General features: G+C 34.5%; 11 protein-coding genes. 1 reads left to right on the top strand and 10 read right to left on the bottom strand.

Going from position 1 to position 14,091, the window contains the following annotated elements:
* Window positions 1–103: 103 nt before the first annotated feature.
* The 7 genes from mbcS to betB all read right to left on the bottom strand — a co-directional run bounded on the left by mbcS (window position 104) and on the right by betB (window position 8,774).
* Window positions 104–1,693: an acyl-CoA synthetase MbcS gene (gene mbcS / locus EL082_RS01215; RefSeq protein WP_103286210.1), complete on the bottom strand. Its 1,590-nt coding sequence runs from the start codon at window positions 1,691–1,693 to the stop codon at window positions 104–106.
* Window positions 1,694–1,850: 157 nt separating this feature from the next.
* Window positions 1,851–2,324, bottom strand: coding sequence for an antibiotic biosynthesis monooxygenase family protein (locus EL082_RS01210; RefSeq protein WP_002465381.1), 474 nt, complete (start codon window positions 2,322–2,324; stop codon window positions 1,851–1,853).
* Window positions 2,325–2,359: 35 nt separating this feature from the next.
* Entirely contained in the window at window positions 2,360–2,569 is a 210-nt protein-coding gene (locus EL082_RS01205) for a sterile alpha motif-like domain-containing protein (RefSeq protein ID WP_103286211.1), read from the bottom strand.
* Between the two features lie 111 nt (window positions 2,570–2,680).
* Window positions 2,681–4,099 (bottom strand): MFS transporter, encoded by a 1,419-nt coding sequence (locus tag EL082_RS01200; RefSeq protein ID WP_103286212.1) that lies wholly within the window; start codon window positions 4,097–4,099, stop codon window positions 2,681–2,683.
* A 17-nt stretch (window positions 4,100–4,116) separates the two neighbouring features.
* Entirely contained in the window at window positions 4,117–5,292 is a 1,176-nt protein-coding gene (locus tag EL082_RS01195; RefSeq protein WP_103286213.1) for a M20 family metallopeptidase, read from the bottom strand.
* Between the two features lie 146 nt (window positions 5,293–5,438).
* Window positions 5,439–7,148 carry a choline dehydrogenase gene (gene betA / locus EL082_RS01190; protein WP_015364653.1) on the bottom strand — a complete coding sequence of 570 codons (1,710 nt, stop codon included), beginning with the start codon at window positions 7,146–7,148 and terminating at the stop codon, window positions 5,439–5,441.
* A 135-nt stretch (window positions 7,149–7,283) separates the two neighbouring features.
* The gene (gene betB / locus EL082_RS01185; protein ID WP_002465377.1) at window positions 7,284–8,774 is read right to left on the bottom strand and encodes a betaine-aldehyde dehydrogenase; all 1,491 of its coding nucleotides are present in this window, start codon (window positions 8,772–8,774) and stop codon (window positions 7,284–7,286) included.
* Between the two features lie 418 nt (window positions 8,775–9,192).
* On the opposite strand from betB, the gene cudC reads away from it, so the two are divergent.
* On the top strand, window positions 9,193–9,747 hold the full coding sequence (gene cudC / locus EL082_RS01180) for a choline uptake/conversion transcriptional regulator CudC (RefSeq protein WP_002465374.1): 555 nt from the start codon (window positions 9,193–9,195) through the stop codon (window positions 9,745–9,747).
* A 39-nt stretch (window positions 9,748–9,786) separates the two neighbouring features.
* Here cudC and EL082_RS01175 read toward each other — a convergent pair whose 3' ends face one another.
* The 3 genes from EL082_RS01175 to nrdG form a co-directional block, all read right to left on the bottom strand.
* Entirely contained in the window at window positions 9,787–11,409 is a 1,623-nt protein-coding gene (locus EL082_RS01175; protein WP_002465378.1) for a BCCT family transporter, read from the bottom strand.
* A 373-nt stretch (window positions 11,410–11,782) separates the two neighbouring features.
* Complete coding sequence (locus tag EL082_RS01170) at window positions 11,783–13,075, bottom strand: anaerobic C4-dicarboxylate transporter family protein (protein ID WP_047211203.1); 1,293 nt, start codon at window positions 13,073–13,075, stop codon at window positions 11,783–11,785.
* A gap of 451 nt (window positions 13,076–13,526) precedes the next feature.
* Window positions 13,527–14,090, bottom strand: a complete 564-nt coding sequence (nrdG, locus tag EL082_RS01165; RefSeq protein WP_103286214.1) for an anaerobic ribonucleoside-triphosphate reductase activating protein — start codon at window positions 14,088–14,090, stop codon at window positions 13,527–13,529.
* Window position 14,091: the final 1 nt, after the last annotated feature.

The raw sequence follows: 14,091 nt of genomic DNA, 5'->3' as shown, positions 1-14,091 counted from the left end.
TAAAAATCTATAGTTGTTTTAGCCATCTTTTTACAAACAATGTGTCATACTAATAAAAAACCTGAGCATGGATCCAATGCTCAGGTTTTTCTCACTTTATATTTTATTCATGTTCTTGGTTATATTTTTCTACTTCTGCATCTCTTAATTCTACACGTCTAATTTTACCTGAATTTGTTTTTGGTAATTCTTCTACAAATTCTATTGCACGTGGATATTTATATGGTGCAACTTCATTTTTTGTAAAGGTTTGAAGTTCTTTAACTAGCTCGTCATCACCTGTGTATCCATTTTGAAGAATTATAAACGCTTTAACAATATTACCTCTTAATTCATGTGGACTTGCTACGACAGCACATTCTTTAACAGCAGGATGATTTGTCAATGCATCTTCTACTTCAAATGGTCCAATCGTATAACCAGAACTAATAATGATGTCATCTTTACGACCTTCAAACCAGAAATAACCATCTTCGTCTTGATGAGCTAAATCTCCAGTCACATAATAATTGCCTAATCTTGCAGCTGCAGTTCGTTCTGGTTCTTTGAAATACCCTTTAAATAACGCTGGTAAGTCTAACGGCACAGCAATATTACCTTTGACGTTAGGTTCCACTTCATTTCCATCGTCATCAATAATAGTTGTATAACTACCTGGAATAGATTTACCCATCGCACCTGGACGAGATGCTGTATCTTTTAAGAAACCAATTAATAATGTACTTTCTGTTTGACCATAGCCGTCTCTCACTGTGATATCAAAATACTTTTTAAATTGTTCAACGACTTCCCTATTTAATGGTTCACCCGCTGACACTGCACTATGCAGATGTTCTAAATGATAATCATCTAAATTTTGTAATTTAGCCATCATACGATATTCTGTCGGCGTACAACATAATACATTGATTTGATATTCTTGTAATAATTCTAAATATGTTTCTGGTTTAAAACGACCGTTATATACAAACGCTGTTGCCCCTGAACCTAAACTTGATAAAAATGGACTCCATACCCATTTTTGCCAACCTGGCGCTGCAGTCGCCCAAACAAGATCATCTTCTTTAATACATAACCAATGTTTAGGTGCCATTTGTAAATGCGCATAACCCCAACCATGTGTATGAGTAACAGCTTTTGGATTACCAGTAGTGCCAGACGTGTATGATAAAATCGCAACATCTTCTCGAGAAGTATCAGTCACTTCTAGTTCATCACTTGCATTGGGTTTCTCTTCTTCAATTGAAATCCAATCTGGATGTGTATCACCAACAATAAATTTAGTAAGGTTTTGATATTCTTTTAACCCTTCAAATTCCTTAATAAATTTCCCAAATGAAATAACCGCATCAATTTCACCGTGGCTTACTCGATATTGTAAGTCTTTGGTACGTAACATTTCAGAACTTGGAATGATGGCAATCCCTAATTTTAATGCTGCAATATATAATTCATATGTAGCTATAGCTCTTGGCATCATAATTAATACTTTGTCTCCATGTTTCAAGCCATGCTTTTTGAAAATATTACCTACTTTATTCGCATTTTTTATCAATTCTTGATAAGTCACTTCAATATGATCATGTTCTGAATCTTTGTAAATAATTGCTTTTTTAGTTGCATCTGTAGCATATTGTTCTATTGCTGATGTAATATTATACTTTTCAGGTGCAAGTAAATCTGTTTTTTGCATATTTTTACTCCCTTTCCATGTCATTCATTTCAATTTTATCAAATGTATTATCACATTGATATATTTTACTCTTTATTGACAGACGACCAAACTAATATGACTTTCATATTCATCAAAAAACGGTACAGAAATAATTTCTGTACCGTTTCTTTATATATTAGAATATATCTTCATAATTTAGAAACTGATTGGCCATATCTTCAAGTTCTATTCTAATATTATATGACAAATCACGATTGACAATTAGGTTATCAACGCCACGTTTTGTTCCACGTTTGCGATGTGTTTGTGCGTATGCTGATGACTTTTGCCAATCATAAAAGGCTTGTCTCGATTGCCATAAAGTCACTATAATATAATGTTTATGTTTAGTTTGAGGTCTAAGAAAACGTAACGCTTTAAATCCTGGTACATCTTGCAAATGCTTTTGACGTCCTAAAAATTTATCTTCAAATTGGGTTTCTTTATCTTCATTGACATATAAATGATTGAGCACACAAAATGTATCATTTGATAGCTCATTAATCGATTCTAAGATGTCATAATACTGAGCATCATTATTTTTCTCGATCATAAATGTATCGTCTGATTCATTCATCTTATATGTTTTATAGTAATCATTTAATAACATGTTATTCCTTCATCCTAATTCATTTTTACTTTTCTTTATACAGCTTGTTGGTATAACGAGAGTGATCTTTTAACTATTTCTAATATTTCATCGTCTAAATTAGTCACTTGCTTAAAATATAATAATATATTATCAGCTAGTTTTTCTTCTTTTGGAAATTGTATATCCTTATCTACCCATGCCGCAAGTTCGCCTAGAGGTGTCTGGTCCCCCGTAAAACTTTGTATAAATTCATAAAACGTCACGCTATCACCTCATCTTACTTATTGCTACTATACTATCACGAAACGCGCAATAAAACATCACTATCAATCAAATAGCATTAAACTTTTTTTCATTTTCAAAATTATATCAATTCACATGTAAGTCGTTTTACATGATTGATATAATTTTGAGCGACGTGATAATTTAGGCAAAGCTACACAAACTACTAAAAATGAACTTAATGCCATTAAAGCATTAAACCAGAAGCTTATCATAGCACCAGTAGCAATAGAAGATGTACTTGCCATTACACTATAAATCGTACCGGCTAAAGTAATACCGAATGCACCACCTAAAGATGAGGCCATTTTATATATACCTGCTGCCACACCTACTTCTGATTCTGAACAATTGGAAATGGCAGTATCTGTGGATGGTGTTGCAAACAAACCTAATCCCAATCCAAATAACAAATAACCTAATACACAAACTACAATGTAACTTGTAACCGAGAGCATAGTCATCGACATGAATAACACGCCTAACATGGTTGAAAACGTACCAAGTAACATTGGTTGTCTGGGTCCCACTTTTCTTAAAAACATTTCGCCAACTCTTATCATAGAAAGCACAGCAACTAAATATGTGATTGATAACATACCTGCTTTAAAAGCAGAAAATCCTAAACCTTGTTGTACAAACGTATTCGCAACAATGAGTGTTCCTGCCACTGTATTTAGTAAAAAGTTAGCTAATGTTGCAACCGAATATAATCTATTATTAAAAAGATTAAAATCTATTAAGGGATACGATGATTTTCTTTCAAAGTAATAAAATATGATAGCCATCGTAATACAAAAACATATCAAACATATGATAAATATAGAAAGCCATCCCATCTTTGACCCTTGCGTAATAATAATATTGATACTGAGCATAATTAAAACAAGCAACCCTACACCTATAACATCAAAGCGTTTCTTTTCTTTGCCTAGGTATGCAGTTGTTTCTGGTGTGCCCTTAATAAGCAACAACGCAATAAGCGACGCGATAATAGAAAATATAAATATATATTTCCATCCTAAAAATGTAGTCATTACACCACCAAATATAGATGCTAAACCTGAGCCACCCCAAGAGCCTATGGACCAAAAACTCAATGCACGTTGTCTATCTTTACCGTGATAGTATGTTTTCACTATTGCTAAAGTCGCCGGCATAATGGCTGCTGCGGATAAACCTTGAATTGCTCTTCCTATTAATAGTAATGGCACAAAAGATGTAGCAATAACAAGTAATGATCCTATGATATTAAGCCACAAACCGATATTCGTTAATTTGACACGCCCATATGTATCAGCAAGACCGCCAGCACCTACAACAAACATTCCACAAAAGAGTGCTGTTAGACTGACGGCTATACTGATTGTCTCTAAACGACTATGAAATGCTTGCGTCAATGTAGGAATCACGTTAACTAATGACGTCGCAAATAGCCAAAATGTTAACACCGATAAAACAATACCAATTAATAATCTATTATTACCTTTAAATTCTTGTTGTTGATTCATAGTTGTATTAATCTCCTTTAATTCAAGTAATCTAGCACAACAGTACCCACTGCTTCAGCTGCAACTAACATAGAAGATTCGCTAATATTAAATTTAGGGTGATGATGCGGATAAATCTCACCGTCTTCAGGTGCAGCACCTGAGTAAATAAATGTACTTGGTAATTCTACTGCATAAAACGCAAAGTCTTCAGACGGTGGTTGTGGTTCACACTCTTCAACACCTTTAATATCATTGTCTCCTGCATTTTTAATTGTTTCAGCAACGTAAGATGTAAATTCTGGGTTATTGTATAACGCAGGATAGTCTTTATTAAATTCAAAATCACATGTCACACCGAATGTACTTTCTAATCCTTCTACGAGACGCGTTAATTCTTTTTCAATTGTATCTCTAGTATCATCTGTTAATGCGCGCACGTCACCTTCAATTTCAATACTATCTTTAATAACATTAAATTGACCTTTACCGTCAAATGAACCAATAGTTACAACACCTGTTTCAAATGGACTTAAACGTCTAGACACTACAGTTTGTGCTGTTGTCACAAAGTTAGCCCCCGCAACGATCGCATCATTTGCCATGTGGGGTGATGACCCATGACCACCTTTACCATGAACAGTAAGTTTGAAATACGCACGTCCTGTTTGAACAAATCCTTCTTTATAAAAGACTTTACCAGCTTCCATCGTACTCATGACGTGTGCGCCTAGTACATGATCAACATCTTCTAAGACACCGTCTTTAATCATACCTTGCGCACCACCTGGAGGCATTTCTTCAGCTGGCTGATGAATAACAATAACTTTACCTTTAAATTGGTCTTTCATTTCGATAAGTGTTTCAGCCAAAATTAACATATAAGCAGTATGTGCATCGTGTCCACACGCATGCATAACACCTTCATTCTCAGAGGCGACTGGTAACCCAGTTTCTTCTTTAATTGGCAACGCATCAAAATCAGCACGAATTGCAAGTGTTTTACCAGGTTTACCACTATCAATCGTTACTTTTACACCATTTTGTCCTACATTCGTTTCTACTTTACAATCTTTATCTTTGTAAAAGTTAGCGATGTATTTAGGTGTTTCTACTTCTTTAAATGACAATTCAGGATGTTGGTGAAGATATCTTCTAATCTCAATCATTCTATCTTCTTTTTCACGTAGACGTTCAACTAAAGTATTACTCATAAAATCCTCTCCTTTTATCTATATTATAATACGTTATTCCCATTTATTGTTGTGTCACACTTTACATTGTTAAAGACATCGTTATGAAAATATAAAAAATCACTTCGATATGAATATGTCATACCGAAGTGATTAATTGAAAAGATTTAATGTTTATAAAATGGATCGTTTTCTTTAGCGCCAGCCATTTCATCATGAACACCATGTTTATAATAATCAACATATTGAGGTTCTAATGGCTTTCTACCACGAATAATATCAGCAGCTTTTTCTGCTAACATTAGAACTGGTGCATGAATATTTCCGTTTGTTGTTCTAGGCATTGCTGAGGCATCAACAACACGTAAATTTTCCATACCATGAACTTTCATTGTAAGTGGGTCTACAACTGCCATTGGATCTGATGCAGGTCCCATTTTCGCACTGCATGATGGATGTAACGCTGTTTCACCGTCTTTACGTACCCAATCTAAAATTTCTTCATCTGTTTGAACAGATGGTCCTGGTGAAATTTCTCCAGCATTAAATGGGTCCATTGCTTTTTGAGATAAAATGTTTCTTGCAACTCGAATAGCTTCTACCCATTCACGCTCATCTTCTTTGGTTGATAAATAGTTAAAGACGATACTTGGTTTTTCAAATGGATCTTTAGATTTAATTTTTAAGCTACCGCGTGAATTAGAATACATTGGTCCAACGTGAACTTGGTAACCATGTGCGACAGGTGCTTTTTGACCATCGTAACGTACTGCAATTGGTAAGAAGTGGAACATTAAGTTAGGATAATCTACTTCATTATTTGAACGTACGAAACCGCCACCCTCGAAGTGGTTAGAAGCTGCAGCACCTTTACGTGCGAAAATCCATTGTAAACCGATAAATGGCATGCGTTTAACATCTAAACTAGGTTGTAATGACACAGGTTCTTTACATTCATGTTGAATATACACTTCTAAGTGGTCTTCAAAGTTTTCACCAACACCAGGTAAATGAACACGAGGTTCGATACCTTTAGATTTCAAGAATTCTGAATCACCAATACCAGAAAGTTGTAATAATTGTGGTGTATTGAAAGCACCACCTGATAAAATAACTTCTTTGGCATTAATTGTTCTTTCTTTACCATTTTTCTTGTAAGTAACACCCGTTGCTCTTCTACCATCGAAATTAATTTTAGTTACAAATGCTCTTGTTTCTACATCTAAATTTTTACGTTTCATAGCTGGTCTTAAATAAGCTCTTGATGCTGACATACGGCGTCCATGGTGTACTTGACTATCGAATGGACCGAAACCTTCTTGACGGAAACCATTCACGTCAGGGGTTTTATGATATCCTGCTTCAACACCTGCATCAAAGAAAGATTTGAATAATGGATTGGTTGCTGGACCACGTTTTAGTTTGATTGGGCCATCATGTCCTCTATATTTATCATATGGCGCTGAACCATAAGTTGTTTCTAATTTTTTAAAGTATGGTAAACAATGTGCAAAGTCCCAAGTTTCCATACCTTCAGGTTCTGCCCAACCTTCATAGTCCATTGGGTTACCTCTTTGATAAATCATACCGTTAATTGAACTTGAACCACCTAATACTTTACCTCTTGCGTGGTCTACTTTACGTCCCATATGTGGTTCTTCTTCTGTTTGATAAATCCAATCATATAATGGATTACCAGATGGGAACATTAACGCAGCTGGCATTTGAATAAATAAATCCCAGAAATAGTCACTACGTCCTGCCTCTAATACTAATACATTTTTATCTTTATCTTCACTCAGTCTTGCACCTAATACTGATCCTGCACTACCGCCACCAATAATGATGTAATCGTATGAATCATGTTTTCTACTCATCACGTATAACCTCCGAAATCAATTTTTATTTGTATGCATCTCTTTCATTGTTATCTTGAATCGTACTTAAATATGTAAGAGGTTGAGTAACTCATGTCATTTACGTCACTCGAACCTCTGTTTCATTACTATGTTTTATTTACTGAAAAAGTTAACTGGTTCTGGATTAGTATTTGTTAAGATGTGTTTTGATGTTAAATACTCTTCTAATCCTTCTTTACCAAGTTCTCTACCGATACCTGATTGTTTATATCCACCCCATGGTGCTTGTGCGAAATATGGATGGAAATCATTAATCCAAACAGTACCTAGTTTTAATTTGTTAGCAACACGTTGTGCTTTTCCGATATCTTTACTAAATACCGCACCTGCTAATCCATAAATAGAATCGTTAGCTAAGCGAATAGCTTCTGCTTCATCAGAAAATCCTTCTACTGTAACAACTGGTCCAAATACCTCTTCTTGTACAATACGCATTGATGTATCACAATTCGTAATAACAGTTGGTTCGAAGAATAAACCGGCTTGTAAATCTTCTCTTTCAGGACGTTTACCGCCAATAGCTATTGTAGCGCCTTCTTCTTTGGCAACTTCCATATATTTCTCAATTTTATCTCTATGTTCTTGTGAAATGACTGGACCCATTTCTGTATCATCATCAAATCCATTACCTAGTTTAATTTTGCTAACACGGTCGATAAGTGCCTTTTCAAAGTCTTCTTTAATATCGTTATGCACTAATATTCTTGAACCTGCTGAGCATACTTGTCCAGCGTGGAAGTAACCACCATTCAATGCTTGGTCAACTGCTAATTCAAAATCTGCGTCATCAAAAATGATGTTTGGATTCTTACCACCAAGCTCTAAAGCTACGTTAGTCACATGATCTGCTGCTTGTTTCATGATATGTTTACCTGTCTTGATACCACCTGTAAATGAAACAAGATCCACTTCTTCGTGACCTGACATAACATCACCAATTTCTGAACCGGCACCTAAAACTAAGTTAATTGTACCTTTAGGGAAACCTACTTCTTCCATCAATTCGAATACTCGAATCGTTGTTAGTGGTGTAATTTCACTAGGCTTCATAACCAATGAACATCCAGTTGCTAATGCTGGTGCGATTTTCCAAGACGCTTGTAATAAAGGATAGTTCCAAGGTGTAATTTGTGTCACCACACCGACTGGTTCTTTAACGACTTTACTTTCTGAATTAGGAATTGGTGTATTAATTATTTCGCCACCGTCTTTATCAGCTAATCCTGCAAAATACATAAATACATTATGAATATCATCCATATCTGCATAAGATTCTTCTAATGTTTTACCTGTATCTAATGTTTCTAATTTTGCTAATTCTTCACGATGTTCTTTGATTTTATCTGCAATGGCTCTGACTTTTTGACCTCTGACTTCACTTGTTTCTGAGGACAACTCACCATCTTCAAATGATCGTCTTGCCGCTAAAATTGCACGTTCTACATCTTCTTTTGTACCTTCAGCTACCGTGAAAATAACTTCTTGATTATAAGGATTGATTATATCTCTCGTGTTTTTATTTGAGCTATCTACCCATTCACCATCAATGAATTGACGGTTTGACAAGCGCTTTACAAGTTCCATCAAAATACCTCCGTTAAGTTTGTTAAATTTTTATTTAACGAATTTTACAGAAATATGTTAGCATATAAAACGAAAACATGTCAAAAGGTCTGAAGAAAAGCGCTTAGGATTTGAGCTGATTCGAACGATAAATAAAATTGCTTTTCAAATTTTATGCATCGTGAGTATTTCAGCCGAAAATCCTGCTTTTCGGAAGCCGTCAAAAGGTCTGAAGAAAAGCGCTTAGGATTTGAGCTGATTCGAACGGCTCTAGTACAACGAGATAAAGCAAAATATTTCCGCCTAATATTTTTCTAAAACCTTGCTTTTCATCTTTTTAAATAAAATTATATAATTGATTAGCATATAAAAGATGAAATCATGTTAACTTTATGTTGAGACGTGGTAAAATGAAATAATTCTTTTTGGAGGTACAGTCATGACACGTTCAGAAAACTACACATCTCAAGTCGAAGAAGCCAAAGACTTGGTAATTAATTCCATTGGCGAAACAATGGATTTGTATGGCATTAATCGTAGTGTTGGTAACTTATACGGCATCATGGTGTTTGAGGGAAGCATGACACTAGATGAAATGAGACAACAACTGCAAATGAGTAAACCTAGCATGAGTGCAGGTGTAAAGAAACTACAAGAATATGATATTGTTAAACAACAATTTACAAGAGGTAGCAGAAAACAACATTTCATTGCTGAAAAAGACTTCTTTACTTTCTTCCGCAATTTTTTCACTAAGAAATGGGAACGAGAAATCGATACAAATATGGAAGCAGTCAAAGATGCTGAAGCTATTATTAACCCTATCTTAAATAACAATGATTTAACTGATGAAGAACGACAAGATATTGATAAAGTGAAAGCTCAACTCGATCATTCAAAGGTGTATTACGAATGGTTAGCACAACTTAGCGAAGCTTTAGAAACAGGAGAAATCTTTAAGTACTTCCCTATTCCAGAACACGAAGATAAGTAAAAGGCTAAAGGATATCAATCCTTTAGCCTTTTTAATATGTTATAAATTATCATCTTGTTCTTCTTCTTTCACTTGAACAATTCGAAGTGAACGTCTTTCAACCTCTTTTAATTTCTCAGCACGTGTTTCCAATTTGATTCGATCTCGTCCTAAGGTAATCAAGAATGAGACCATCATAAATATGAATATGACGATTAATGGTACACTCGCAAGTATCGATGCAGTCTTAAGTACATCTAGTGCTCGTTCTCCACCTACTAACATGAGTGAGAATGGCAGTAAACATAACGCAAATGCCCAGAATAATCTGTTCGCTCTTAATGGCTCCCCAATCACTTTCTTTTGGGAAGCAGCCGCTAAAATATATGAACCAGAATCAAATGTTGTCGCTAAGAATAAGAATGCTGAAATTAAGAATAGGACAATCGTTATAGTTGGGAATGGTAAATGATGCATTACCTCAATGATAGTAGCCTCTGTACTGTGATGATTTAAGAAATCAACCACATTAAATTGACCAGAAATTTGTAAATAAACAGCATAGTTACCGAATATACCAAAGAATAATGCACAACCTAACGTACCATATATCATCGTACCAAGAACGACTTCTTTTAAAGTTCTACCTTTTGAAATTCGAGCAATAAATAAACCGATAAATGGTGCATAAACTAACCACCATGACCAATAGAATATCGTCCAATCTTGTGGGAAATGTGTCTCTTTACGGTGACCTATACCACCAAATGGCTCAACCCAAGTTGCCATATGGAAGAAATCTCGCATCATGTTCCCTAAACCAGTCACTGTAGTTTCCATAATAAATACAGTTGGTCCAATAATGAAGACAAAGGCTAATAAGATGAATGATAACCATACATTGACGTCACTCAACTTTTGAATACCTTTTTTCAATCCTGTATATGAACTAATGGCGAATATAACTGTGATAGTTAACAAAATGATTGAACGCATAACCATATTCTCACCATTTAAACCTGTAAGTCTTTCAATACCTGCTGATATTAAAGGTACACCTAAGGCAAGTGATGTTGCCGCACCACCTAATAATCCAAAGATAAATAGGATATCAACAAGTTTACCTACAAACTTATCTGTTTGTCCTTTTAATATAGGTCTACACGCTTGGCTAATTTTATATATAGGTTGTTTTTTAACGAACACTAAATAACCAATTGGTAATGCTGGCAATACATAAATCGCCCATGCAATCGGACCCCAGTGGAACATTCCGTATTGCGTCGCATACTGTAGTGCTTCATCGGACATACTTTTAGCGCCATTAGGTGGCACTTGATAATAGAATGCCCACTCAATTACACCCCAATATAGAATATCTGAACCAATACCTGCACAGAATAACATGGCTGCCCAAGTAAATGTGTTAAATTCCGGCTTGTCACTCGCTCTACCTAGAGTAACATTACCGTATTTACCAAATGCTATGTATAAAACGAAACAAAAAATAGCTAATCCTAAGAATAAATAAACAGAACCAATCGAGTTAGAAATTGCACTATTGATATCTGTAATAATTGTCTCACTTGCTTTCGGGAAAACCATCATAGGTATAACAGCTAAAAGTAACACTATGACTACACCTATAAAGGTCGTCCAGTCCATAACTTTTTCTTTTCTCAATCGTGATCCCCCTAATACTAAATGATTTATGAATCTTGATGTTCTTAAGTTCCACGTTCAAATATAATTGATTCACAAAATTGACAATAACGAACATTTAATAATAATGCAAATTACATACAAAGAAATACAAACCCATTATTGAATAATTATATAATTTCTGACGATTATTCTTTCACAATTGATTGTTGTGACAACAGTGTTAAATTTAGATTTAACGAATTAAACAAACTTAACTTCATTAAATATATGAATTTTTATGCATTTAAACAGAATTTTTATTTATTTTACTTTTTTTCATTAATTTTGCTTAATTACAACAAAAAAACTATCTCCCACTTAATTCGTGAAAGATAGTTGATTTCATTACTTGTTAGTATCCTAATAATAATTTTAATGTAAAACCAATTACAACTGAGGTGATTATGACAAAGAATCCCGGAATAATAAAACTCGTAGGCCTTGTTCTGCCTGTTTCGTCCAATTCAACTGCAAATAATAAAGTAGGTTGTGCTGGAATCACAAAGTTAACGTTAAGCGTCTGAACCATGGCGACAAAATATATGGGCGGAATGCCTAGACTCATAACAATTGGCACCATAATTGATGCAGTCGCTGTTTGAGAAATCACAATCATCGCTACTACTGATACGAGAACGATCACTAGCCAAGGTACACTACTAATAGCTTGGCCAATATCATTCTTTAATATTTTCAAATTATTAGGTGCGTTAAAAATAGTAGCGCCTAACCAACCAGGACCTAATACTGCAAACAATGCGCCAAATGCTGATTGAGAAATATGTGACGTTAAAATATCTGACGTATTAATTTTTGATAATAATAGATTAATGGCAGCACTTAAATACATAAAGAATTGAACAATATCTGTCATTTCTACATTAACAGTTTTGCCATTTACATTAAATGATGGCATTAAATGAGGGAATATCCCAAATGTTAATATGCCTAATACACATATTAAGAATGCTAATACACCGAATTTTACATTTTTTGAAAATTCACTAGGTAATGTCTCTTCTGGTAGTTCGACTAACTTTTGTGATGGTATGGGATTATTTTTTCCAACAAATGTACAGAATACACTTAATAAAAGCATACTCATCATCGCAGTTGGTAATACAATACTTAAATATTTTCCCATAGAAATATCGTAACCAGCTAACACCGATATGATATAAGCTGTCGCTGACGCAGCCGGACTACATAAAAGTGCTAAATTCGCAGTAAGTACTGATGCAGTAAGTGCTTTTTTAGGTTGTATGTTTGCTTTTTGAGCTGTCTTAGCAATAATAGGTTCTAATGATAAAGCAATATTAGCAGTACCAATGCCAAAGACAAATACAAACACAATCATTGGTGCAATAAAAATAATTGATTTTGGGAATCTCTCGATGATTTTAGATGCGATATATACAAGGTAGTCTATACCGCCAGTAGCTTGCAACGTACCACCTGCGATTCCTATTGATAGAATAATTAACACTGCTGTGACAGGTGCAGAACCCGGTGGTAATTGAAAACCAAAAATCATAATGAGTTGCGCTACAATAGCAAATATGCCGCAGCCAAGTGCACCGGCTGTTCTTAATCCTAATAACACAGCTAAAATCATAATCATAATTTCTATTATAAACAGTAGCAATTTAGGGACTCCTAACTCTCTTGTGATGTTAATTTTTAGTAACATTGATATTTTATCACTTAAACATGTGATAAGTATATATTTTCATATTTGATTACAAAATCAAATGTATTATTTTATCAATATAAATGAGCGTTTAAAGCTGATATATCTAGTATTTAGACATCGTCAACAAATGTTAACAATTACAAATTAGATTAATATTAAAAATAAATGAGCAACACTACACGTTGTAGTGATTGCTCATTCGATTCATTATCTTACTATGATTGTTGTGTTTTACGTGTTTGGCGTCGTTTTTTATAAATCGTTTCTTCAATAATGGAACCTACGATAAGACCAATGGCAATCATCCATTTACCTATTAATAACCACATATTGTCTCACCTTCTCTATATTGAATCTTTGCTCTTAGTATTACATTTCCCTTCTATAACGAGTTATAACATGATTAAAAGCTATTACTCGTTGATGGGCCACTGCAAATGTATTCACTCAATTGTTGTCGTTGTAAAGATGTGGATACATCAATCACTCTTTGATTTAATGACCCTTTGTAAGGTAGATTAGGACGATATAACTGCGTGATAAACATACCATCAACTAACACATCCACAGATTCTAATAATTCAAAGCGTAATCCCTTATCTTGTGAAAGATATTCAAATTGGAATCCAGTCCACACCCATATTGTTTTGGTCTGTCCAAATCTATGTCGAAATGCTTGTACAAGTTTCAATGTCACGTCTAAGTTACAAAAGGGCTCGCCTCCTAAAATACTTAAACCACTAATATAACTCTGTTCACAATATGAGATAATCTCTTGTAATATTTTCTCTGTAAATGGTTCACCATACTTAAAATGTTGCGCCGCTTTGTTATAGCAATCCAGACATTGGAATGGGCATCCTGAAACATACACACTACATCGTACACCCTCACCATCTACAAAGCTATGTGTTTCAATCTTAGCTATATACCCCTGTCCTTGTTCTATTTCTAATATAGGATTCATT

This window comes from Staphylococcus warneri (assembly GCF_900636385.1).
GTDB classification, from domain to species: domain Bacteria; phylum Bacillota; class Bacilli; order Staphylococcales; family Staphylococcaceae; genus Staphylococcus; species Staphylococcus warneri.
This window is presented reverse-complemented; position numbering and strand designations above follow the sequence as displayed.